Origin of the sequence: Gelidibacter gilvus, from assembly GCF_004115975.1 — a bacterium.
GTDB lineage: Bacteria > Bacteroidota > Bacteroidia > Flavobacteriales > Flavobacteriaceae > Gelidibacter > Gelidibacter gilvus.
In genome coordinates, this window is record NZ_SDDZ01000001.1 from 102816 (window position 1) to 126586 (window position 23771).

The 23771-nt window shown below is 36.9% G+C and carries 22 protein-coding genes and 1 tRNA gene; 15 read left to right on the forward strand and 8 right to left on the reverse strand.

Translation table 11 applies throughout. From position 1 onward, the window contains the following. The first annotated feature begins 490 nt into the window (after nt 1–490). The 3 genes from ESZ48_RS00445 to ESZ48_RS00455 all read left to right on the forward strand — a co-directional run bounded on the left by ESZ48_RS00445 (nt 491) and on the right by ESZ48_RS00455 (nt 4914). Nucleotides 491–1705, forward strand: a complete 1215-nt coding sequence (locus tag ESZ48_RS00445) for a DUF819 family protein (RefSeq protein WP_223266351.1) — start codon at nt 491–493, stop codon at nt 1703–1705. 97 nt (nt 1706–1802) lie between these two features. Beyond that, a complete protein-coding gene (locus ESZ48_RS00450) occupies nt 1803–2495 on the forward strand; it encodes a DUF4369 domain-containing protein (protein ID WP_129015346.1) in 693 nt (230 codons plus the stop codon). 91 nt (nt 2496–2586) lie between these two features. Beyond that, nucleotides 2587–4914 carry a transglycosylase domain-containing protein gene (locus ESZ48_RS00455; protein WP_129015347.1) on the forward strand — a complete coding sequence of 776 codons (2328 nt, stop codon included), beginning with the start codon at nt 2587–2589 and terminating at the stop codon, nt 4912–4914. Nucleotides 4915–5012: 98 nt separating this feature from the next. Here the strand turns inward: ESZ48_RS00455 and ESZ48_RS00460 are convergent, their stop codons facing one another. Next, complete coding sequence (locus ESZ48_RS00460; RefSeq protein ID WP_129015348.1) at nt 5013–6554, reverse strand: Rne/Rng family ribonuclease; 1542 nt, start codon at nt 6552–6554, stop codon at nt 5013–5015. Between the two features lie 318 nt (nt 6555–6872). Beyond that, the gene (locus ESZ48_RS00465; protein ID WP_129015349.1) at nt 6873–7163 is read right to left on the reverse strand and encodes an HU family DNA-binding protein; all 291 of its coding nucleotides are present in this window, start codon (nt 7161–7163) and stop codon (nt 6873–6875) included. Nucleotides 7164–7297: 134 nt separating this feature from the next. On the opposite strand from ESZ48_RS00465, the gene mutY reads away from it, so the two are divergent. The 12 genes from mutY (at nt 7298) to ESZ48_RS00525 (ending at nt 20277) form a co-directional block, all read left to right on the forward strand. After that, nucleotides 7298–8341, forward strand: a complete 1044-nt coding sequence (gene mutY / locus ESZ48_RS00470) for an A/G-specific adenine glycosylase (RefSeq protein WP_129015350.1) — start codon at nt 7298–7300, stop codon at nt 8339–8341. 166 nt (nt 8342–8507) lie between these two features. Then, nucleotides 8508–8885, forward strand: coding sequence for a GxxExxY protein (locus ESZ48_RS00475; protein WP_129015351.1), 378 nt, complete (start codon nt 8508–8510; stop codon nt 8883–8885). Nucleotides 8886–8983: 98 nt separating this feature from the next. Beyond that, entirely contained in the window at nt 8984–9418 is a 435-nt protein-coding gene (locus ESZ48_RS00480) for a single-stranded DNA-binding protein (protein WP_129015352.1), read from the forward strand. 25 nt (nt 9419–9443) lie between these two features. Further along, a complete protein-coding gene (locus tag ESZ48_RS00485; RefSeq protein ID WP_129015353.1) occupies nt 9444–10775 on the forward strand; it encodes a gliding motility-associated protein GldE in 1332 nt (443 codons plus the stop codon). Beyond that, complete coding sequence (gene gldD, locus ESZ48_RS00490) at nt 10775–11353, forward strand: gliding motility lipoprotein GldD (protein ID WP_129016026.1); 579 nt, start codon at nt 10775–10777, stop codon at nt 11351–11353. The genes ESZ48_RS00485 and gldD overlap by 1 nt, the downstream gene beginning before the upstream one ends. Nucleotides 11354–11413: 60 nt before the next feature. Beyond that, nucleotides 11414–12121 (forward strand): UMP kinase, encoded by a 708-nt coding sequence (gene pyrH, locus ESZ48_RS00495; protein WP_129015354.1) that lies wholly within the window; start codon nt 11414–11416, stop codon nt 12119–12121. 58 nt (nt 12122–12179) lie between these two features. Next, on the forward strand, nt 12180–12737 hold the full coding sequence (gene frr, locus ESZ48_RS00500) for a ribosome recycling factor (protein WP_129016027.1): 558 nt from the start codon (nt 12180–12182) through the stop codon (nt 12735–12737). Nucleotides 12738–12795: 58 nt separating this feature from the next. Then, a complete protein-coding gene (locus ESZ48_RS00505) occupies nt 12796–14079 on the forward strand; it encodes a hypothetical protein (protein ID WP_129015355.1) in 1284 nt (427 codons plus the stop codon). Between the two features lie 50 nt (nt 14080–14129). Continuing rightward, entirely contained in the window at nt 14130–16529 is a 2400-nt protein-coding gene (locus ESZ48_RS00510) for an efflux RND transporter permease subunit (protein WP_129015356.1), read from the forward strand. 106 nt (nt 16530–16635) lie between these two features. After that, nucleotides 16636–18069: an asparagine--tRNA ligase gene (gene asnS / locus ESZ48_RS00515; RefSeq protein WP_129015357.1), complete on the forward strand. Its 1434-nt coding sequence runs from the start codon at nt 16636–16638 to the stop codon at nt 18067–18069. Nucleotides 18070–18211: 142 nt separating this feature from the next. Then, entirely contained in the window at nt 18212–19672 is a 1461-nt protein-coding gene (rpoN, locus tag ESZ48_RS00520) for an RNA polymerase factor sigma-54 (RefSeq protein WP_129015358.1), read from the forward strand. Beyond that, nucleotides 19669–20277 (forward strand): hypothetical protein, encoded by a 609-nt coding sequence (locus tag ESZ48_RS00525; protein WP_129015359.1) that lies wholly within the window; start codon nt 19669–19671, stop codon nt 20275–20277. Before rpoN ends, ESZ48_RS00525 begins: the two co-directional genes overlap by 4 nt. A 45-nt stretch (nt 20278–20322) precedes the next feature. Here ESZ48_RS00525 and ESZ48_RS00530 read toward each other — a convergent pair whose 3' ends face one another. The 6 genes from ESZ48_RS00530 to ESZ48_RS00555 all read right to left on the reverse strand — a co-directional run bounded on the left by ESZ48_RS00530 (nt 20323) and on the right by ESZ48_RS00555 (nt 23769). Next, complete coding sequence (locus tag ESZ48_RS00530) at nt 20323–21021, reverse strand: porin family protein (RefSeq protein WP_129015360.1); 699 nt, start codon at nt 21019–21021, stop codon at nt 20323–20325. 104 nt (nt 21022–21125) lie between these two features. Beyond that, complete coding sequence (locus ESZ48_RS00535) at nt 21126–21605, reverse strand: ExbD/TolR family protein (protein ID WP_129015361.1); 480 nt, start codon at nt 21603–21605, stop codon at nt 21126–21128. Between the two features lie 21 nt (nt 21606–21626). After that, complete coding sequence (locus ESZ48_RS00540) at nt 21627–22226, reverse strand: ExbD/TolR family protein (protein WP_129015362.1); 600 nt, start codon at nt 22224–22226, stop codon at nt 21627–21629. A 2-nt stretch (nt 22227–22228) separates the two neighbouring features. Then, a complete protein-coding gene (locus ESZ48_RS00545) occupies nt 22229–22681 on the reverse strand; it encodes a hypothetical protein (protein WP_129015363.1) in 453 nt (150 codons plus the stop codon). Between the two features lie 21 nt (nt 22682–22702). Beyond that, nucleotides 22703–23485: a MotA/TolQ/ExbB proton channel family protein gene (locus ESZ48_RS00550; RefSeq protein ID WP_129015364.1), complete on the reverse strand. Its 783-nt coding sequence runs from the start codon at nt 23483–23485 to the stop codon at nt 22703–22705. 196 nt (nt 23486–23681) lie between these two features. Beyond that, nucleotides 23682–23769: transfer RNA gene (locus ESZ48_RS00555), tRNA-Ser, on the reverse strand. Nucleotides 23770–23771: the final 2 nt, after the last annotated feature.

Below are 23771 nucleotides of genomic sequence, written 5' to 3' on the forward strand. Positions count from 1 at the left end.
GCATTTTCATAAAATTTTATTTTTTTTAGGATTAATTATTCTCGCTTCTGTTTCAGCAAACGCTCAAACTTTAACCTTTGAGAAAGCCAACGACAACTATTCTGAAAACTTTGATGTTCCAGTAAACATCGATTCCATTAGCTTTAATAGGTTTCAGATCAAACTCTCTACAAGTGATCCTACACTCATTATTAATCAGGTGATCCTTAATAAGAAATTCTCAAGAGGGACTTTACAATTTAACTCTAGCGGCTCCACCTATACTATTGATTATTCAACTGAAAACCCAATTACTATTACAAAAAAGGAGAAAATATTCGATTTGAAATTGAATACAACCAACCGTTTCTCAGATGAAAACCTAATTGTTCTCAATGAAAGCAGTTTTTATAACCAATCAAATCTGATTTCCGTCACACACCATATCAAGCCTTCTACAGTGAATCAATTTGTGTTTTTTAAGAATGATGCCATTGTTTTTGGACTCTTAATGCTCTCACTTGGTTTTGTTTTTTATACCGAATCCAAAAAAGAAGGTTTCTGGCCAAAATTTTACAAATATATTCCAGGACTTTTAATGTGTTATATGATTCCGGCAATTTTCAATTCCTTGGGATTGATTTCTGCTGATGTTTCGCAGACTTATTATATTGCGAGTCGCTATCTCCTACCCGCTTCATTAGTTTTATTGACTATTAGCATCGATCTGAAAGCTGTTTTCAACTTAGGGTGGAAAGCTTTGGTCATGTTTTTTACCGGCACTATCGGCATTATAATTGGCGGTCCAATTGCGATCCTAATCATTTCCACATTTTCTCCCGAAACTGTTGGAGGTGCAGGTTTTGACGCGGTTTGGAGAGGCTTGGCCACATTAGCGGGCAGTTGGATTGGCGGAGGTGCCAACCAAGCCGCCATGTTGGAAATTTACGGTTTTAACCAAGAGCTTTACGGAGGAATGGTTTTGGTTGATATTGTGGTGGCCAATATTTGGATGGCGGTACTTCTATTGGGGATTGGCAAGCGAGAAAAGATAGACAAATGGTTAAAAGCCGACAACACCGCAATCAACGCGCTACAAGAGAAAGTACAGACGTTCAGCGAAAAAACCATTCGTATTCCGTCATTGACTGATTTTCTCATGATTTTGGCATTTGCCTTTGTTGCCGTTGGTATCGCACATTATGGCGCTGACGTCATTTCAACATACCTCTCTAATAATTTTGTTGCGGTGAGCGACCCAAGAAGTGCATTATCGTCTTTTGGGAGTCAATTTTTCTGGTTGATTTCAATAGCCACTTTAATTGGTATCTTATTATCCTTTACCAAAGCCAAGAATTATGAAGGTGCTGGCGCCAGTAAAATAGGAAGTGTTTTTATTTACATCTTGGTGGCTACTATTGGGATGAAAATGGATTTGGGCAAGATTTTTGAAAACCCAGGACTTATTTTAATCGGTTTGGTGTGGATGACCATTCACGCTGCATTCCTGATTCTTATAGCGAAACTTATTAAAGCCCCATACTTTTTCTTGGCCGTTGGAAGTCAGGCAAACGTTGGTGGCGCAGCTTCAGCTCCTGTTGTTGCAGCCGCATTTCATCCGTCATTAGCAACGGTTGGCGCACTGTTGGCTGTCTTTGGTTATGTCGTAGGAACCTATGGCGCACTTTTATGTGCTGAGCTCATGAGAATAGTTTCTGTAGGTTAGTTTTTAAAGGAATTTTATAGGATATTTGCCGACTTTTCGGGTTCAGAGTTCAGAGTTCAGGGTTTAAAAAAAGAAAGTTAAATACGAAAAAAAATAAATGAAAAGATTAGCGTTTATCATCACCTTACTTATTGTATCGTCCTGCGCAAAGGACAAGTCAAATTTCACACTTAAAGGAACCATTAAAGATTTAAAAAAAGGAACAGTGTATCTTCAAAAGATTGAAGACAGTACACTTGTTTCTATTGATTCTCTTAATATCATTGGGGAATCACCATTTGAGCTTCGCACATACTTGGATGCACCAGAAGTTCTCTTTCTGAAACTTGATAAAAACGGTGAAGACAGCGGAATTATCCCATTCTTTGCCGCTGAAGGAATTACAGAAATCAACACCACGTTGAAAAATTTCTTTATGGATGCGAAAATCAAAGGCTCTGTGCAACAGGAAAAACTAGAAGAATACAAATTGATGATGGACAAGTTTAAGGATAAGAACCTTGATCTAATTAAAAATAACTTAGAAGCTCGAAGAAGCCAAGATTCTCTTCAAATAGATTCAAGTTTAAAGGAATACAACAATTTGATCGTCAGAAAATATTTGTACACCATCAACTTTGCCATCAATAACAAAGAAAGTGAAATTGCTCCGTATTTAGCAGTATCAGAAATCCCTGATGCCAATCTTAAATATTTGGATACCATTAATAAGGCCTTACCTCCAGCAATTAAAGACTCTAAATACGGAAAGGAATTGCAAGACTTAATAGATGAACGAAGAAAAGAATAATTTTTCCGTTTTTAAGATCATTCGTTAATCAACAATATAATTGAAATACTTAACACAGATCTCCGTTATTTTGTAAAAGAGATATAAAAGAATGAACATTAATAAGGTAAAACTCATCAAATGGGCTAAGAGAATAGGCTACGGTTTAGGCATTCTCTTAGCTATTTTTATTGGTTTTTATTCGAGTATTTATTTTGGCCTTTGGGGGCAAATAGCAGATTCAGAAGAATTGGCACGACTAAAACAAAGTCAAGCTACCCAAGTATTGGATGTTAACAATGATTTGATTGGTAAAATTTATGTCTACGATAGGCAATCCATCAAATATTCTGATTTCCCACAACATTTAATTGATGCCTTAATCGCCACCGAAGACGTACGGTTTTATGAACATAATGGCATTGACAACAAGAGTTTGCTCCGTGTTTTCTTCAAAAGTATTTTAATGTCCAATGATTCTTCTGGTGGTGGGAGTACGATTACCTTACAATTGGCTAAAAATCTCTTTGGAAGAAAAGACCATGGTGTATTTGGGATTGTGATCAATAAGATTAAGGAAAGTATCGTCGCAAAACGTATCGAAAACCTTTATTCAAAAGAAGAAATCCTCACATTATACCTAAACACGGTTCCGTTTCCCGATAACACGTACGGTATTGAAAGTGCTTCAGAAAAATTCTTCAATTCCCACACCAAAGATCTGACCCTAGTACAGTCGGCAGCGTTGGTTGGATCTCTTAAAGCTAACACCAGTTATAATCCGCGTCGCTATCCTGAAAAATCAAATACCAGGAAAAACGTGGTTATCCAGCAAATGGAAAAATACGGCTACCTCTCTGCCTCTGAAGCCACCAAAGCTAAAACCGATAGCATAACGATAGACTATCAAAATTATGCACCTAACGAAGGATTAGCTCCTTATTTTAGAGCACAGATTAAAAAACAATTGGACAGTTTACTGAAGCAAAAAAAATACTTTAAACCGGATGGGGAGATGTATAATATTTATCATGATGGTTTAAAGATCCACACCACCTTAGATAATACCATGCAGCGTTATGCCGAAGCAGCAATGAAAGAACACATGAGGGATTTGCAACGCCAGTTTGAAAAAGCTTACGGACAGAATGCCCCTTGGTTAAAGGGAAAACATGCGTTTGAGGCTGCAAAAAAACGCTTACCAGTCTACAAAAAACTCAAAGCTCAGGGTTTAGACGAAAAAGCTATTGAAGATTCGCTAAAACAAGAACATCAAACCGATTTATTTTCTTGGGATGAAACCACCGTCAAATCCATGTCTACATTAGACAGTTTGGAATACTATTCAAAGTTTCTTAACGTTGGTCTTGTGTCTTTAGATCCTTCCAATGGTGCCATAAAAGCTTATGTAGGCGGTATAGATTACGGCTTTTTTCAGTTTGACCATATCGTACAAAGCAAGCGTCAAGTAGGCTCTACATTCAAACCCATTGTTTATACCGCCGCTTTGGAAAACGGGATGGATCCGTGCTCCTACTTTCCCATAAAAGCAATTACGTATACTGATGTAGATAATTGGCGTCCTACTAACGCTGGAGGTTCTGAAGATGATGATATGAATTATTCACTTCAAAATGCATTGAGCAATTCCATAAATACCATTGCTGTAAAAGTTCTTTATGAAACCGGCATTGCTAACGTTATAGGTCAGGCAAAAAACATGGGCATCAAAAGTAATATTGAAGCAGTTCCCTCCATAGCCTTGGGATCTTCTAATCTTACAGTTTTGGAAATGGCTACAGCGTATACCACATATGTTAACGGAAGCAAACCTTCAAATCCTGTTTTTATCACGAAAATCGAAGATAAAGATGGAAACATTATCGCTTCTTATGAAGATCTGCATCCAGAAGATAACTCCAATACAGCTATGGCTTTTAGTGATGACACCCGACAAGTGATTTTAGAATTCATGAAAGCTACGGTCAACGAAGGCACGGCAGCCAGATTAAGATCAACCTACCAATTATCTAATGCCATTGCAGGAAAAACGGGAACAACTCAAGATAATAAGGATGGTTGGTTTGTTGGAATTATGCCAAAGTTGGTTACGATAACTTGGGTTGGTAATGACAATCAACAAATAGGGTTTAGTTCTACCGGACTTGGGCAAGGTGCCAACTCAGCGTTGCCTATTTTTGCAAAATACATTCAAAAACTAAATGCTGATTCTAATTACAACAAGATTACCAAAGCGTCTTTTGAAACGCCTTCAGAAACTGTATTGAATTCTTTGGATTGCGAAGCTACAAGTACTGACGGCTTTTTCAAACGCCTTTTTGGCAACAATAAAGACGAGCGTAAATTTGAAAAGAAAGAGAAAAAGAAAGGTGGTGGTATTTTTGGATGGTTAAAAAAGAAAGATAAAGAAGAACAGTAGCATGTTATATCCCTGATTAAAAGGCATTTATAATCAATATTTCCCGACCTATGAAAATAAAAAAACCCCTTCTTATACTATAAAAAGAGGTTTGTCTATTAATTGATTTTGTCTCCATTTTTATCGAAAAAATGGTATTCAAGATATGTGTAAGCATCTCTGGGCATTACTTTTACCCATTTTTTATGTTCTAAAAACCATTTTGATCTTAAGGATGGAAATCCTTTGGTCAAAAAGGCTGCTATAAAAGGATGTGTGTTTAAGGTCACCTTTTTGTAGTCTTTTTTGAAAATCCGTTCCATGTCTTGGGTAATGCGTTGAACAACCTTGATTGGTGCTTCAATATCATCTCCACTGCCATCTGGATTTTCTTCTTTTGTTTCAATATTCCTTTCTGGGCGCACTCGTTGTCTGGTTATTTGTATCAGACCGAATTTGCTAGGAGGTAATATCTTATGCTTTGCTTTATCATCTTTCATTTCTTCACGAAGATGATTGTACAGTTTTTTCCGATTCTCTGCGTTGGACATATCAATAAAATCAATCACAATGATGCCTCCCATATCGCGTAAACGCAACTGTCGGGCAATTTCAGTAGCTGAAATTAAATTGACTTCTAAAGCAGTATCCTCTTGATTTTTTTCTTTGTTGGATCGATTGCCACTGTTCACATCAATCACATGGAGCGCTTCGGTGTGTTCTATCACAATATACGCGCCCTTTGCCATAGAGACGGTACGTCCGAAGGAGGTCTTGATTTGTCTCTCAATACCATGTTTTTCAAAAATGGGCACGCCATTCTGATAATGTTTCACAATTGATTCCTTTTTTGGTGCAATTTGATGCACGTAATCTTTGATTTGCATATAAAGTTCCTCATCATCCACAACAATACTTGAGAATGAATCATTAAAAATATCCCTCAAAATTGAGGACGCTTTGTTCATTTCTCCAAGTACCTTACTTGGGTGGGGGGCTTTGTGGAGTTTTTTGCACATTGCGGTCCAACGGCCCAACAAATTCTGCAAATCAGTGTCTAACTCAGCCACTTTTTTACCTTCCGCAACAGTCCGGACAATAACGCCAAAACCTTTAGGAGTAATGCTTTTGACCAATCGTTTTAAACGATCTTTCTCTTCCTTCGATTCTATCTTTTGAGAGATAGAAATTCGGTCAGAAAATGGCACCAAAACAATATACCTTCCGGCAATTGACAACTCGCTACTTAAGCGAGGTCCTTTGGTTGAAATAGGTTCTTTTACAATTTGGACCAAGATAGATTGATTTGATTTTAAAGCGTCGGCAATACTGCCGTTCTTATCAATATCTTTTTCAAATTGAAAGTTTTTGAGTAGAAAATCTGTGTGTTTCCCTGTGCTTACACGTTTTATGAATTTCAAAAGTGAAGGTAATTTTGGGCCTAAATCATGATAATGCAAAAACGCATCTTTCTCATAACCTACATTAACAAATGCAGCATTTAGCCCAGGAACAGCTTTTCGGATCTTGGCGATAAACACATCACCAACCGAAAAGTTGTTATCCTCTTCATCTTTATGTAATTCAATAAGTTTTCCATCTTTTAATAAGGCAAAATCAACAAAATCTGAACTCGAACGAATAATTAATTCTTTATCCATGTTGTTAATTTAAATCCGTTGCGACATACATCACAACAGATGGATTATACTAAATTTTTTGACACAGGATTCCCGATAAAATATCGGGATAATTCCGGTAAATCAATGTAGTCCACAACCAGCGGACCAGCATAAATTTTATATCAAAGAACGTTACTGTAAAACTGAAAAAGTAGTTAAAAAACTACTTTTTCTTTTTGTGACGGTTAGCGCGTCTACGTTTCTTACGCTTATGCGTCGCTACCTTATGTCTTTTTCTTTTTTTACCACTTGGCATAAATCAAGTCTTTTTTTAGATTAATATTTCCTTTAATGTTTTTACTCTACTTCAACGTTCAATTTTACACTTTCTACAAATACTTTTGCAGGTTTAAATGCAGGGATGTTGTGTGCTGGTATTTTGATAGTGGTATTCTTAGAAATGTTTCTACCTGTTTTCTCAGCTCTTGTTTTAATAATAAAGCTTCCAAAACCTCTTAAGTAAACGTTTTCTCCATCTTCTAAAGATGTTTTCACTTCATCCATAAACGTCTCAACCGTTGCTTGGACATCTCCTTTTTCCATTCCTAATCTCTCAGAAATCTTAGCTACTAGATCAGCTTTTGTCATTGTTATTAATTTTTAGGGTTATCTATTAATTATAAGGGATGCAAATATAGGCATTTTAATTTCAATACTTCAAGCCTAATTAATTAAAATTTAACGTTGTAAAGGTTTATTTTTGTCAAGTTTCACAAAAAAATATGGATTTCAACAAGACATTAATCATTTGGTACTCAGAACATAAGCGAGACATGCCCTGGCGTAACACCAAAAACCCCTATTATATATGGTTATCAGAAATAATCTTACAACAGACCCAAATTACGCAAGGACAGCCTTATTATGATGCTTTTGTCAGCAAATATCCGACAGTTTTTGACCTGGCAAACGCCCAAGAAAGTGACGTTTTAAAACTTTGGCAAGGCTTGGGCTATTATTCTAGGGCTCGAAATCTACATGCCTCAGCAAAGTATGTTGCCAATGAACTCAATGGCATTTTTCCAAACACTTATAAAGACCTTTTAAAACTGAAAGGCGTTGGTGACTATACAGCCAGCGCAATAGCCTCCATTTGTTACAATGAACCCACCGCAGTTGTGGATGGTAATGTATATAGAGTATTGTCACGTTACTTTGGAATTGACACCCCCATAAATTCCACCAAGGGCGTTAAGGAGTTCAAAGCAATCGCCACATCTTTGATTGACCACCAAAACCCATCAGATTACAATCAGGCCATTATGGAGTTTGGTGCCATACAATGCAAACCAAGAAATCCGAATTGTCATACCTGTCCTTTAAATGAAAGTTGTGAGGCACTTCAAAAAGACCGGATTGACGAACTGCCGGTCAAATTGAAAAAAACAAAGGTCAGCACAAAATATTTCAATTTTATAGTGCTGCTCTCTACCGACAAACAAACAGTTTTTCAAAAGAGAACAAACAAAGGCATTTGGCAGAATCTTTACCAGTTCCCTCTATTGGAAACGGATGAAAAACTCAAGACTGCCGATTTTAAAAAGCACGCTTTTATAAAAACCTATTTTGGAGATACCCCTTTTGAATTTAGCCTCTATAATAATAAAGATATTGTTCACAAACTTTCGCACCAGCATTTGCATACCAAGTTTTGGATTATAGAAATTGATAAACTTCCACAAAAAAGTATTCCTATAGCAGATTTAAAAAGCTATCCCACGTCTATTTTGATAAGTAATTTTATTGATGAGTTTTTTGATGTTTAAGAATAATGAAAAGCTATTACCCAAAGTCACGCAAAGAAAAAAGAAGGTTCGCAAAGTGAGCTTTAACTGCAGAAATAAATGAGTATTAATCAAATCTCTTTGCGTAACTTCATTTTAAACTTTGCGCAGCTTTGCGTCATATAACTAAACAACAACTTATAGAGATATGATAGGAAACGAACTTTCCAACATCATTATTGGATGCGCAATTGATGTCCATAAGCAATTGGTCCCGGGCTTACCGGAATCTGCACATCAAGAATGCTTATTGTTTGAAAATAAAATTAAAAACCTAAGCGTTCAAAAAGGAAAACCAATGCCCATTGTATATAAAGACGTTAAACTCAACCATGGTTACAGAATAAATCTACTTGTAGATAACAAGGTCGTCATAGAAATTAAAACGGTGGAAATGTTCATAGAAGTTCATAGTGCTCAAGTTCTCACCTATCTGAAACTTAGTAATTATAAACTCGGATTGCTCTTAAATTTTTATGTACCCGAGCTGAAGAATGGCATCAAAAGAATCATCAATTCAGCATAACAAATTCAAAGCCCAAGAAATATTAACTCAGATTTTTTTATTACTTTTAAGAAAATCAATGCAAATGGTTAATTTTGCAAATAAATTCTAAAACAACTATGTCAGGTACTTTAAATAAAGTCATGTTAATTGGACATTTGGGAGATGATGTGAAAATGCACTATTTCGATGATAAAAATTGCGTTGGGAGATTTCCTTTGGCCACCAATGAGACTTATACAAGTAAGCAAACCAATGAGCGCATTACAAATACAGAGTGGCATAATATTGTTGTTCGTAATAAAGCCGCTGAGATTTGCGAGAAATACCTGAGTAAAGGCGATAAAGTTTATATTGAAGGTCGCATTAAAACAAGAAAATGGACTGATGACAAAGGTATTGAACGCTATTCAACAGAAATCCAATGTACAGATTTCACATTTTTAACCACTAAAAATGAAAGTCAGGATAATGCTTCAAACCAAGGGCAATCTGCAACAAACCCAAATCCAAACGTTGCGGATCCTAAACAAGATGATGATTTACCATTTTAAAAAAATCTAACTAATTTCTTTTGTATTGGACCCTGAACCCACGCTATTACTAATCATTCAATCTTCTGAGAACCTCGAGTTTATTATAGGTGTCATTTTAATAGTTGTTCTGCTCGCTTGCTCTGCCCTTATTTCTGGTGCCGAAGTGGCATTCTTCTCTTTAACCCGTTCAGATATTGATAAAGGTTTGGAGGAAAAATCGACTGCATTCCAGATTATTTCACGATTATTGGAACGTCCTAAAAAGCTATTGGCCACCATTCTTGTTGCTAATAACTTCATTAATATTGCTACAGTATTGCTCTTTGCCACTATTAGTAAAACGATATTTGAAGGGAGAAACATGATCGTCCAAATTTTCAATTTCAAATTGGACCTGGCTTTTATCTTTGACGTTGTAATTGCCACATTTTTAATTTTACTCTTCGGCGAGATTCTCCCAAAGATTTATGCCAATAGAAACCGAATCAAATTCGCAATGTTCATGGCGCAACCTGTCAAATTCCTGGACATCTTTTTTTCACCAATTAGTTTGCCAATGCGTTCAATTACCCTTGGCATCCACAATAAATTGGGCAAACAGAAATCCAACCTTAGTGTGGACCAATTATCTCAGGCCTTAGAACTTACGAGCGAACATGAAACCACCAAGGAAGAGCATAAAATCCTGCAAGGAATCGTCTCATTTGGCAATACGGACACCAAGCAAGTTATGCGTCCACGAATTGATATTTTCGCGTTGAATAAAGAACTAAAATATTCTGAAATCATTCCAGAGATCATCAAAAACGGCTATTCCAGGATTCCTATTTACAAAGAAACTATCGATAGTGTGGTTGGGATTTTATATGTAAAAGACCTCCTACCTTATATTGACCGAAAGCAATTTGATTGGACGGCCTTGTTACGTGATCCGTTTTTTGTGCCTGAAAACAAAAAGTTGGACGATTTAATGGCGGAATTCCAAGAGAAGAAAGTACACCTGGCAGTTGTGGTGGACGAATATGGTGGTACTTCAGGCATAGTATCTTTGGAGGATGTTATTGAAGAAATTGTAGGCGACATCAGTGACGAGTTTGACGATGATGATTTGACTTATAGTAAGATTGATGACTACAACTATTCTTTTGACGGCAAAACACCATTAAAGGATTTTTACAAAATTGTCAACCTCGATGACGACTCTGATTTTGAAAACCACAAAGGTGAAGCAGAAACTCTTGCAGGCTTTGTACTGGAAATTTCAGGAATATTCCCGAGAAGAAACAGTAAAATAAATTTTAAAAATTACGTTTTTACCATTGAAGCATTAGATAAAAAACGAATCAAACTAGTAAAATTTACCATTTTAAAATGATGAAATCCAAACTTTTTGTTTTTGTATTGACCGTATTACTCTGTTTTTCCTGCGGAGATGATCCAGTTCCAAAACCAAAAGGTTTTTTACGATTGGATTATCCGAAAGCAGAATACCAAGAAACCGATGTTGATTTGCCCTTCGTTTTTGAAAAAAACACTTTGGCTGAACGCGTAAGGAAAATCAAAATGGATTCTAAGGACGTTTCTGTTGGTGTCAATATTGACTACCCGAGTCTAAAAGGGACTATTTATTTGACCTACATCAAAGTAACAGAAGACAATCTTATCCCACTGATTAGGGACTCGCAGAACCTTACCCAAGAACACACGCAAAAAGCTGATGTTATTGAAGGCGATTTTTATGAGAACAAAGACCATCAAGTTTACGGCATGTTCTATGAAGTTGGTGGCAATGCAGCATCACAATCACAATTTTATGTCACAGATAGCGTCAATCATTTTCTTAATGGATCACTCTATTTTTATGCGAAACCAAATTATGATTCAATTTTGCCTGCGGCAGACTATTTAAAAAAAGATATCAAGCACATCATGGAAACCTTAAGATGGAAATAAACAACTTCCACTTTTGTAAATTACAATAATCATTATATTTGCTAAACTTTTCAACACAACATGAAATATAAAAGAATTCTACTCAAATTATCTGGCGAAGCTTTAATGGGAGACCGTCAATACGGAATTGATCCGCAACGACTGGCAGAATATGCCGAAGACATTAAAGCCATTACAGAAAAAGGCGTTGAAGTAGCCATTGTTATAGGTGGAGGAAACATTTTTAGAGGTGTTGCAGGGGCAAGCCATGGCATGGACCGCGTACAAGGCGACCATATGGGAATGCTGGCCACGGTTATTAACGGTTTAGCTTTACAGAGCGCCCTTGAGGATGCTGGTATACCAACACGGCTGCAGTCTGCAGTTCATATCAATCAAGTAGCAGAGCCGTTTATAAGACGAAGAGCCATGCGCCATTTAGAAAAAGGCCGTGTGGTCATTTTTGGTGGTGGCACTGGAAACCCTTATTTTACAACAGATTCTGCAGCGGTTTTAAGAGCTATTGAAATAGAGGCCGATGTTATTTTAAAAGGTACTCGTGTAGATGGCATTTACAATACCGATCCTGAAAAAGATAGATCTGCAATAAAGTTTGACCATATCACTTTTGACGATGTGTTACGTAAAGGATTAAAAGTCATGGACACTACAGCATTTACACTGAGTCAGGAAAACGAATTACCAATTATTGTATTTGACATGAACAAAAGAGGAAACCTTTTAAAAGTGGTTTTGGGAGAAAAAATTGGAACAAAAGTAAATCTATAGATCAAAAAAGCCATTTGGCCCATTTTTTGAAATGTTTTAGAAATTAAAAATTTTAATGATGAACGAAGAGATTAATTTTATATTAGACAGCACAAAAGAAGCGATGGAGAATGCCATCAAGCATCTTGAAAAGCAATTTTCAAACATTAGAGCAGGTAAGGCAAGCCCTGCCATGTTGGGGAATGTCATGGTCAATTATTATGGCGCCCAAACACCATTGGCACAAGTGGCCAACGTGAATACACCTGATGGTAGAACAATTGCCGTACAGCCTTGGGAGAAAAAGATGCTCCAAGAAATTGAGAAAGGCATCCAGATCGCAAATTTGGGGTTTAACCCAATGAACAATGGTGACCTTATCATTATCAATGTGCCACCTTTAACTGAAGAGCGTCGCCGTGAATTGGCAAAACAAGCAAAAGCGGAAGCAGAAGACGCCAAAATTGGCGTGCGTAGTGCAAGAAAAGATGCCAATACAGAAATCAAAAAACTAGAAGATCTTTCTGAAGATTTTCAAAAAGGCATAGAGATAGACGTGCAACAATTAACCGATAAGTACGTTAAGAAGATTGATGAAGCTTTCGAAGTAAAGGAAAAGGAAATCATGACCGTATAATTAAAAGCGACTCAAAAGTCGCTTTTAAGCTTTAAATCAATTAATCACCGTTCATTATATGCAAAAATACTGCGTTTGGATTTTTTTTATCATCTGTATATGGTCAGCGCAGTCACAAGTCCCTAGTAAAATAGGAGATACACTCAGCATCGTTGAACAAGATTCAATCAAAAAAAGTAAATTTTTCAAACAGATTGGGAATGGCTTCTTTCCAACTAAATATATCGATATTGACCTAAGGTACTTGATAAAATACAATCAGTATGAAGGGTTAAGAACAGGGCTTGGCGGAAAAACCAACGATAACCTATCTGAAAAATACCGTCTGAATGGTTACGTGGTATATGGATTTAAAGACCATAACTTTAAATACAGTATTGGTGGCGGATTTAGGCTTTCCAAACATTCAAACACATGGGTTGACCTCTCTTACACAGACGATCTACAAGAAACTGGGAGCTCTTCCTTTTTGACAGATAAACGATTCTTTTCATTTTTCGAACCCCGATTGTTGAACATCAGTTTATTTCATCATCATATTACCAAAACTATTTCTCTTGAACATAGAATCACACCTTATTTGCTGTCGGAAACCGAACTGTCTAGAAGCAATGTATACACTACTTACGACTACACGTTTTTTGTAGATGACACGGCTTTTAAAGAATTCCGCATGAGTATTGCTAAAGTGTCCTTACAATGGAACCCATTCAATACCTTTGAACCCGTAGGTGATATCGATGTCGAGAAAGATGGATTTCCCAATTTTACCCTACAAATTTCCAAAAGTTTTAAAGATGTTCTTGGCGCCGATTTCAATTTCTTTAAAGCCGATTTCAGAACGATCTATATATTGGATTTAAACACCGAAGATGAATCTTTTACTGAAGCCACTTTATCTGGTGGTCTTGCGCTAGGCAAAACACCATTGACCCATTTGTACCATACCTACCCCAATAATCTTGATAAGGAAACCATTATACAGCGATTTTCTGTTGCGGGTATCAACAGTTTCGAAACCATGTATTTCAACGAATTTTTTTCGGACAAATTCGCAACACTTCAATTAAAACATTATCTCAAGCCTTTTAATATCTCTAAACGCATGCAGCCACAAATGGTTCTTATATCACGTTTTGCATTGGGAGATATGGATCATATAGAACGCCATCAAGAAATTGAATTTGGCACACTCAACAAAGGTTATTATGAAGCGGGACTTGAAGTAAATAAAATCCTTTTTGGTTTCGGGTTAAGTTTTGCCTACCGTTATGGCGCTTATCATCTGCCTAAATTTGAGGATAATGTTGCCGCTAAGTTTACTTTTAATATTAGTCTGTAAATAAAAGTTTAATCTTTTGTTTTTTTACCTTTGTTGCAGCAATAAACATTATGTCCAAACTGTCTTCAAAAAGTTTCTGGGAGGTTGTAGCGCGATTGATTTTACGCAACAAAATCATCATCCTCATTCTCATCGTTTTAGCAACGCTTTTCCTCAGCACTCAATGGAAAAACATGCGTTTCACATTTACGGAAGCTAATCTTCTTCCTGATGACCATGAAGTCAATATCGTCTACAACCAGTTTTTGGAGATTTTTGGGGAGGAAGGCAATCTCATCGTTCTCGGCGTCAAAGACCCCTCACTTTTTACTGTAGAAAAGTTGAATGCATGGAACCGTCTCTCAGAAAGTTTCAAGCATTATGACGAAGTTGAAACCGTTCTTTCAATAAAAGACCTACAAAAACTCGTAAAAAACACTGAAAAGCAAAAATTTGACTTGCAACCTTTCATTAAAGATTCCTTGTCATCTTTAGCTGAAATTGATACGCTGCAACAAGAGCTGTTTCAACAATATCCCTTTTATGACAATTTTCTTTTCAATAAAGAGACGCGCACCATTAGAACGGCCATATATCTCAATAAAGATATTGTAAACACATCGGCAAGAAAAGACTTTATCATTGATATTCTTCAAGTCAATGTAGAAGAATTTGAAGCAAAATATAATTTAGATGTCAGGGTTTCAGGAATGCCCTATATCCGTACCATCAATTCGCAAAGCATCGTGGATGAAATTGGACTCTTCATTGGTGCAGCCCTTTTGGTGACTTCCTTCATTTTCTTTTTATTTTTCAGATCCATCAGGGCCACATTAATCGCGTTGGTTGTGGTGTCTTTTGGTGTCATGTGGACCTTTGGCATCATTGGTCTTTTAGGTTATGAAATATCGGTCTTAACGGCTCTAATTCCGCCTTTGATCATTGTCATTGGGATCCCAAATTGTATTTTCCTGATCAACAAATACCAACAAGAAGTCAAGAACCATGGGAATAAGGTTAGATCCTTACAGCGTGTCATTACTAAAATTGGAAATGCCACCTTAATGACCAATGCCACGACAGCTGTGGGTTTTTCCACCTTTATCTTGACAGAAAGTGCACTTTTAAAGGAGTTTGGGGTTGTGGCGTCCTTAAGTATTATCGCCATTTTTTTGCTCTCAATACTTATCATTCCTATTATTTACACGTTTTTACCTCACCCTAAAGAACGTCATCTAGATCACCTAAACCGTCGTTGGACCAGCGGCTTTGTCAATTGGATGGAGCGTATGGTCAAAGAACGCCGGATCACCATCTACATTACAGCGGTGACTTTGTTAACCGTAAGTTTAATTGGAATTTTTCAAATTAAAATTTCTGGCAGCCTCATTGAAGACATGCCTCAAAACACCGAATTCTTTAAAGACATCCGATTTTTCGAAAATGAATTTAATGGCATCATGCCTTTAGAGATTATGGTGGACACCAAACGAAAAAGAGGGGTCATGAAATTGAGTACGCTCAAACGGATGGATGAATTGGAAGAACGCATTAATGAAATACCTCAATTATCCCGTCCGATTTCTGTAGTGAGTTTGGTTAAATATTCCAAACAAGCGTATTACAATGGCAATCCAAAATACTACCAGTTACCCACCAGTCAAGAAAATAGTTTTATCCTGTCTTACGCCAAAAACTCCAATACAGAAGCCGATCTTTTAAAAAGCTTCGTGGACAGTACAGGGCGTTACGCGCGTATCACCACTTTTATGAAAGATATTGGCACGGACAAAATGGAACGGATAGAAGAAGACCTTCAAACGGAAATCAATAGACTGTTTCCTGCAGAAAACTATAACGTCATCATGACGGGGAAAGCCTTGGTGTTTCAAAAAGGAACAAATTATTTAGTGAAGAATCTGGCCATCTCTCTATCACTTGCCATTTTCTTGATCGCCTTATTTATGGCCTATCTATTCAGATCTTTTAGAATGATTGTCATTTCATTGATCCCCAACCTTTTGCCCTTGCTGATTACCGCAGGATTGATGGGCTATTTAGGCGTCCCGTTAAAACCTTCTACAATTTTAGTGTTTAGTATTGCTTTTGGTATTTCTGTGGATGACACCATTCACTTTTTAGCAAAATACCGTCAAGAATTACAAGCCAATAACTGGAAGATCAAAAAATCAGTCTATGGTGCATTACGAGAAACTGGGGTAAGTATGTTCTACACCTCCATCGTCTTGTTCTTTGGATTTTCGGTATTTACACTTTCCAGCTTTGGAGGTACTGTCGCTTTGGGTGCTTTGGTATCTGCTACCTTATTATTTGCGATGTTGTCCAATTTATTGTTGTTACCATCCTTACTTTTATCCTTAGAAAGAAGTATTGCCAACAAGGAAACATTGAAGCAACCTACCATCAATATTATTCCTGAGGACGACGACACAGAGGGAAACTCCAATTAAAAAAACCTCAAATTCCAACAGTTTGGTTTGTAATTTACAATTTCATCGTTTGGTACTTGAAACCTCATAGGCTTTTTTTATCTTTGCACTCTTAAAATTTATGACAATGACATCGAAAACTGTTGCGCAACTATTAAAAGCCGATTTTAAATCGGAAGACATTGACATTAAAGGCTGGGTAAGAACCTTTAGAGCCAACCGCTTTATCGCTTTAAATGATGGTTCTTCGCTCCAAAACATCCAATGTGTTGTGGACTTTGAAAACACTGACGAAAAAACATTAAAGCGCATTACCACTGGCGCGGCAGTCCACATTAAAGGCCAATTGATTGAAAGTCAAGGCAAGGGACAATCCGTTGAAATTCAAGTAGAAAAGATTGTCATTTTAGGAGATTCTGATCCGGAGACCTTTCCTATTCAACCTAAAAAGCACTCCTTTGAGTTTTTACGTGAAAACGCACATTTACGCACCAGAACCAATACGTTCAGTGCCGTGATGCGTTTACGTTCTACCTTATCTTTCGCTATTCATAAGTATTTTAATGAAAACGGGTTTTATTATATGCACACGCCCATCATTACTGGAAGTGATGCTGAAGGTGCGGGAGAAATGTTTCGTGTAAGTGCATTGGACCCTAAAAACCCACCATTGACTGAAGATGGCGAGGTGGATTATAAACAAGATTTCTTTGGCAAAGAAACCAATTTAACCGTTTCTGGTCAGTTGGAAGCTGAGGCTTATGCCATGTCATTAGGTAAAGTTTACACATTTGGACCAACTTTTAGAGCTGAAAACTCCAATACGTCTCGCCATTTGGCAGAATTTTGGATGATTGAGCCAGAGGTTGCTTTTATGGATTTGGCAGGCAATATGGATTTGGCTGAAGATTTCCTGAAATCAGTCCTGAAATATGTATTGGAACACAACCGTGAAGACCTAGAATTTTTAGAGCAACGTTTGCTGGATGAAGAAAAATCTAAGCCACAGGCTGATCGTTCAGAATTGAACCTGATCGACAAATTGAAATTTGTGATCGAAAACAATTTTAAACGCGTAAGTTATACAGAAGCCATCGATATTTTAAAAGACTCAAAACCGAATAAAAAGAAGCAATTCAAATATACCATTGAAGAATGGGGAACTGATCTTCAAAGTGAACATGAGCGTTTTTTAGTGGAAAAACACTTTAAATGTCCAGTGATTTTATTTGATTATCCAGCCAATATCAAAGCATTCTATATGCGTTTGAATGAAGATGGAAAAACTGTTCGCGCCATGGATATCCTGTTCCCAGGAATTGGCGAAATGGTAGGAGGCTCGCAACGTGAAGAACGCTTAGATGTTCTTAAAGAAAAAATGAGGGCCTTAAATATTGATGAAGAAGAGTTATGGTGGTATTTGGAATTGCGCAAATACGGAACCGCAGTACATTCTGGTTTCGGGCTGGGTTTTGAACGTTTGGTCATGTTCGTCACTGGAATGGGCAATATCCGTGATGTGATTCCTTTCCCAAGAACACCGCATAACGCGGACTTCTAGAGAGTAAAAAAAACCAACAAGCTTTTAGGCTTCAAACTCAGCAGCTATAAGGTCTGAAAACGTAAATTTTTCACAAAACAATCTGCATTTATTACTTATGTAGATTGTTTTTTCTATTTTTAGAGTAAATCTTTTAAAACCCATGCTTAAACAGTATTTACAGTTCAAATTATCGCAAAAGTTGTCGCCGCAACAGATTCAGTTAATGAAGCTGATCCAATTGCCTACGCAAGCATTTGAACAGCGTTTAAAGCAAGAAATGGAAGAAAATCCAGCCTTAGAGTCTGGAAAGGAAACAGATGAATTTGACGACCAACATGATGAATTTGACAACACTCAGGACGATTATGAAGAGCATGAGCAAATTGGTGAGGACATCAATGTTGATGAATACCTAAGTGACGACGACATTCCTGATTACAGGACCCAAATTAGCAACTACAGTGCCGATGATGAGGACAGAGATATGCCTTTTGCTGCAGGTACGTCTTTCAACCAATATTTAACCAATCAGCTTAACACTTTTAGATTGACTGATGACGAACGGGATATTGCTGAGTTTTTAGTGGGCAGTGTCGATGAAAGCGGTTATATCCGACGCTCATTGGCTGATATCACTGATGATCTTGCGTTTACGCAAAATGTGTTTACGGATGAAAAAGCAATAGAAAAGGTACTTCATGTGGTCCATCAATTGGATCCTGCCGGCGTTGGAGCACGTAATCTGCAAGAATGTTTAAGCATCCAACTACATCGAAAGGAAAAAAATCCAGATGTGGAATTGGCAATTGAGATTATTGACACTGCATTCGATCAGTTCACCAAAAAACATTATAAAAAGTTAATTCAGAAATTTGACATTAGTGAACTTCAACTCAAAGACGCCATTGAAGAAATAGAACGTCTGAATCCAAAACCAGGAGGTTCCTATTCAGGTAATAATCGTGTTGTAGAACATATTGTTCCTGATTTTGCAATTAAAATTGTGGATGGTGAGCTGGAACTTACCTTAAATGGTCGGAATGCGCCAGAACTTCATGTATCTAGAGAGTACACCAACATGATGAAAGGCTATAAGGAAGCCAGGGAAAAATCTAAATCGCAAAAAGATGCGGTGATGTTCATCAAACAAAAGCTTGATGCTGCCAAATGGTTCATTGAGGCCATCAAACAGCGTCAGCAGACCTTATTTGTGACGATGAGTTCAATAATGCACTATCAGAAGGATTATTTCTTAACTGGCGATGAGCGCAAGCTTAGGCCCATGATCTTGAAGGATATTGCGGAAGAAATTGAAATGGATGTTTCAACGGTGTCCCGTGTAGCGAATAGTAAATATGTGGACACACCTTATGGCACGAAATTGATCAAGGAATTCTTTTCGGAATCCATGACCAACGATCAAGGAGAAGAAGTTTCTACACGAGAAATAAAAAAAATCCTTGAAACCGTCATTGAAGATGAAGATAAACGCAAGCCACTTACCGATGAAAAATTAGCGGCTATCTTATTAGAAAAAGGCTATCCTATCGCTCGACGTACAGTTGCCAAATACAGGGAACAATTAGACATTTCTGTGGCGCGATTACGAAAACAATTATGATTCACTATCTTTTAAAAAGTATCTCCTATATTTTTCATCCTTTGCTCATGCCCCTACTTGGGGTGATTTTTTATTTCTCAAAAACACCTCGTTTTATTCCTGAGCCGGTAATGAAGGCGAAACTATTCTCCGTCACTATCTTGACCATCATTTTACCAATTCTTTTATATTTTCTGCTCAAGACTATTAAAAGAGTAGAATCTCTAGAACTAAAAACAACTAAAGAGCGCATTATTCCTTTGATTTTAAACGTCTTGATCATGTTATTGATCTTAAAGAGGGTGTTGCCTTATGACGAAATACCAGAATTATACTATTTCTATTTAGGGATTCTCCTTTCCACCTTAACCTGTTTATTCTTGGCGATTTTAAAATTCAAAGCCAGCATTCATATGATTGGAAGTGCTGGGTTCTTTATGTTTGCGGTGGCGTTGAGCATTCATTTTAAGATCAACATAAACGGCACTATAGCATTGATGTGTATTATTATTGGTGCCATCGCGACATCTCGACTGCACTTGAAGGCACACACGAATGTAGAGTTGTTAATTGGTTTTTTTGTTGGATTTGTGCCGCAGTTAGTGTTGTTGAATTACTGGCTGTAGAACGCTTAGAACTACGGATTGAAAACTATGCTTATTGACCAAAAATTAAAGCACATAAAACATCAAGCCAATCTTAATACTGTTCATATCTATAGACTTTCCATCCAACTGTGCTGAATCCTTAAAAATAGAATTCAGGCCATAATAGACATGAAAATTCCAAGTGGAATAACCGGCGTTAAGTGTGAGCCCATATTGCAACTTGTTGAAATCATCAATATTACTCAGTTTGATATCGTCAATGCTGCCCACAAATTTTGAGGAATTATAAAGCACATAGCCAAGTTTCACACCTGTGTGTACACGCCAAAACTTATAATCCTTTGCAGTAGAAGTGCGCCATCTATATTGTATAGGTAGTTCAATTAAATAAGTAGTGAACTTATTTCTTCTGATTGTAATTTCATTTTCATCAATTATTTGATAGGTATATTCCCCGTCTTGATCTTGTGAAATTAACATATTTTGATTGTAAGAATTTATAGAAAGTCCCAATCCAACTCCAAAAGCCTTGTTTCGACGTTCATTAATGGGCATGTCCTTGATGACCCCAAAATGAATGCCACTAGAAAAACCACTCTGTTTGACTTCACTATGCTTTTTACCCAGCAGATCATAGGTAATTGAAAAGTAAAATTGATCTTCTTTGTATTTATAGTCCACAAAAGTGGTATCTACAGGTTGCTGTGCCCACAAGATTGACGTTACAAACGCGAACACGACACTAAATATGGCTGTCTTCATACTACAAATATAATTGATAATGCCACGCCTTTAAATTTAGTTCACAAAAAAAGCATCCCGTTTTATTAGGATGCTTGTGTAGACTATTTAACTAATAAACTTGTTTACTTGTTTTGAGATATATCACCTTTTCTGGTAGTATAGTTTATTTTTAATGCATTCTCTTTTCTAAGTTCCTGTTTAACGTCACTAACCAGGCCCATATTGGCATTCTCATCCACTTTAAGAGCTACGGTCAAAAAAGGTACTAATTCCTCTCTTTTTGTCGCTCTTTCAGACGCTATGAAAGATTTAATATCTACTAAATCGGCAAACTTATCATTAAGCTGAATCCGAGATTCTTTTCCATATTGTCCTTGGAAAGCTTCTTGTGGTTTTCCAATATAAATATACATTATCAAATCCTTCTTATCAAGTTTTTCAACCTGGTCAGCATATGGTAATTTGTTTTCAATCTTCAATGTCGTTTCACGCATTGTAGTTGCCACCATAAAAAAGAACAATAGCATAAATACAATGTCAGGTAATGACGCTGTCGATATTGCCGGTAAATCTCCTGACTTCTTTTTATTAAATTTGGCCATTATTGATGTTTTTCTAAATTATTATTGAACTTCTGACAGTTTCTGAGGATATTCAACTTTAACCCTATCGATTTTCTCTTTCAGAGATTCCTTGTTTCCTATCCAATTGACATCGCTATAATTGGCTTCCATTTCCTTTAAAGTCTTCCCATAAAGTTCTGTGGCTCTTCTATCTCTCAGTTGATTATAAGCTGCTACCAACTCATTCTGAACAGAGATATAAGTACCATACTTGGTTTCTCTCTCATTTTTCAATGAAATGATGGCCTTGTCGGGATTATCAGATGATTTAGGATCTTTTTTCCCTTTACAATAAGTACAAGCATCCTCTCCTGAACCACCACCGTTGTCCAAAAATTCGACCGCTGCTTTTCTCAGATCTTTAAGCTCCATTAACTCATCTTCAACCATAAGCTGATTTCTTCCGTTAATAAGAACTGTAAAAATATTCTTCTGCCTAATAATAGGAGGCGTCACTTCTGTATCATCTATTGGAGGTAATCTTCTGTTTAAACCCGAATCAGTTTCAATGGTAGTTGTTACCAAGAAAAAGATAAGAAGTAAGAATGCAATATCAGCCATGGATCCTGCATTAACTTCGGGTGCTGATCTTTTTGCCATAGTTACTTAGTTATTTTTTTGATTCCTGATAATGCCATTGCTGCCGCAGCACCAATAATAAGAATGTAAAATGCTACTAGGCCTGCACCAACCATGTGTGACTCACCTTCTGTGGCTGGAGCGCCGTTGTAATAATAATTACCAGCATCCGAACCACTAGACAATACGTAAGATATTATCAATACTCCTACAAAGGCCCCTACGCCAATTAACGTACTTTTCAAGGAACTTGTATTTGTAAACAAGTTTTGTAATACGAAAATTAGAACAAGTACAATGGTCAAAGCAAAAATAAAGTAAGTTACATAAAGCATTGGATCAAGGATGGCACTATCGCCATCTGTAGCCGCAGATTGAATTGCCGTATCACCTTTTGAGATAATTGTCACCAAAAAGATAATACCTGCAAGACCCAAAAGTGCCGCTACTATTTTTAATATTTTGTGTAAATTCATAGTTTTCTTTAATTGTGCGGTTTATCTTTTGTATCTCACTAGCATATCCATCAACGTGATAGATGCATCTTCCATATCATTTACAATGCTATCAATCTTAGCGATGATGTAATTGTAAAAAACTTGAAGAATAATAGCTACGATAAGACCAAATACCGTTGTTAAAAGTGCTACTTTAATACCACCTGCAACAAGTGAAGGTTGCATATCTCCAGCAGCTTCAATTTTATCAAAGGCTTGGATCATACCAATTACTGTACCCATGAAACCAAGCATTGGCGCCAATGCGATGAACAATGAAATCCAAGACACGTTTTTCTCCAACTGACCCATTTGTACACCACCGTAAGCAATAACAGCTTTTTCAGCAGCATCCAAATCTTCATCAGCCCTATCCAATCCTTGGTAATAAATAGAGGCAACAGGTCCTTTTGTATTTCTACAAACTTCTTTTGCAGCTTCGATACCACCTGATTGTAAAGCATCTTCTACATTCTGTACTAATTTTTTAGTATTGGTAGTTGATAAGTTTAAAAAGATAATTCTTTCAATGGCGATAGCTAGTCCTAAAATTAAACAAAGCAATACAATACCCATAAAGCCTGGGCCACCTTCAATAAAACGTTTCTTTAATTCTTGATGAAACCCAAGATCCTCTTCTCCAGCCTGAGCCGAAGTGTCTTCTTGTGTTACTGTTGCAACAGTTGTAGTTGCCATTGACGCTGTAGCCGCATAGTTATTTGCACTTACAGTTCCGAAAGCCATGATTCCTGCAATGGCTAGGGTAGAAAATAGTCTTTTCATTGTTCTGATCTTAATTTTATTAGTTAAAGTGTTAAAGATATAAAAAAATTGCAATTAAAAAATAAAAATAAGGGAGAGTCTATCAGATTTAATATTGTTTCCAACCGTTTATCTCACCCATGGATTGCAAAATGAATTTCAATTAAATAGTTTGACTTTAATAAAAAAGAAAAATTATCATCTCAAAATTAAATTGCAGAGAGGAAGGGATTCGAACCCTCGACACCCTTTTGAGGTGTACACACTTTCCAGGCGTGCGCCTTCGACCACTCGGCCACCTCTCTAA

Coding starts and splice junctions, on each gene's coding strand:
- ESZ48_RS00445 (WP_223266351.1), top strand. CDS start 491: ATGCTCTCACTTGGTTTTGTTTTTTATACCGAATCCAAAAAAGAAGGT.
- ESZ48_RS00450 (WP_129015346.1), top strand. CDS start 1,803: ATGAAAAGATTAGCGTTTATCATCACCTTACTTATTGTATCGTCCTGC.
- ESZ48_RS00455 (WP_129015347.1), top strand. CDS start 2,587: ATGAACATTAATAAGGTAAAACTCATCAAATGGGCTAAGAGAATAGGC.
- ESZ48_RS00460 (WP_129015348.1), bottom strand. CDS start 6,554: ATGGATAAAGAATTAATTATTCGTTCGAGTTCAGATTTTGTTGATTTT.
- ESZ48_RS00465 (WP_129015349.1), bottom strand. CDS start 7,163: ATGACAAAAGCTGATCTAGTAGCTAAGATTTCTGAGAGATTAGGAATG.
- mutY (WP_129015350.1), top strand. CDS start 7,298: ATGGATTTCAACAAGACATTAATCATTTGGTACTCAGAACATAAGCGA.
- ESZ48_RS00475 (WP_129015351.1), top strand. CDS start 8,508: ATGATAGGAAACGAACTTTCCAACATCATTATTGGATGCGCAATTGAT.
- ESZ48_RS00480 (WP_129015352.1), top strand. CDS start 8,984: ATGTCAGGTACTTTAAATAAAGTCATGTTAATTGGACATTTGGGAGAT.
- gldD (WP_129016026.1), top strand. CDS start 10,775: ATGAAATCCAAACTTTTTGTTTTTGTATTGACCGTATTACTCTGTTTT.
- pyrH (WP_129015354.1), top strand. CDS start 11,414: ATGAAATATAAAAGAATTCTACTCAAATTATCTGGCGAAGCTTTAATG.
- frr (WP_129016027.1), top strand. CDS start 12,180: ATGAACGAAGAGATTAATTTTATATTAGACAGCACAAAAGAAGCGATG.
- ESZ48_RS00505 (WP_129015355.1), top strand. CDS start 12,796: ATGCAAAAATACTGCGTTTGGATTTTTTTTATCATCTGTATATGGTCA.
- ESZ48_RS00510 (WP_129015356.1), top strand. CDS start 14,130: ATGTCCAAACTGTCTTCAAAAAGTTTCTGGGAGGTTGTAGCGCGATTG.
- asnS (WP_129015357.1), top strand. CDS start 16,636: ATGACATCGAAAACTGTTGCGCAACTATTAAAAGCCGATTTTAAATCG.
- rpoN (WP_129015358.1), top strand. CDS start 18,212: ATGCTTAAACAGTATTTACAGTTCAAATTATCGCAAAAGTTGTCGCCG.
- ESZ48_RS00525 (WP_129015359.1), top strand. CDS start 19,669: ATGATTCACTATCTTTTAAAAAGTATCTCCTATATTTTTCATCCTTTG.
- ESZ48_RS00530 (WP_129015360.1), bottom strand. CDS start 21,021: ATGAAGACAGCCATATTTAGTGTCGTGTTCGCGTTTGTAACGTCAATC.
- ESZ48_RS00535 (WP_129015361.1), bottom strand. CDS start 21,605: ATGGCCAAATTTAATAAAAAGAAGTCAGGAGATTTACCGGCAATATCG.
- ESZ48_RS00540 (WP_129015362.1), bottom strand. CDS start 22,226: ATGGCAAAAAGATCAGCACCCGAAGTTAATGCAGGATCCATGGCTGAT.
- ESZ48_RS00545 (WP_129015363.1), bottom strand. CDS start 22,681: ATGAATTTACACAAAATATTAAAAATAGTAGCGGCACTTTTGGGTCTT.
- ESZ48_RS00550 (WP_129015364.1), bottom strand. CDS start 23,485: ATGAAAAGACTATTTTCTACCCTAGCCATTGCAGGAATCATGGCTTTC.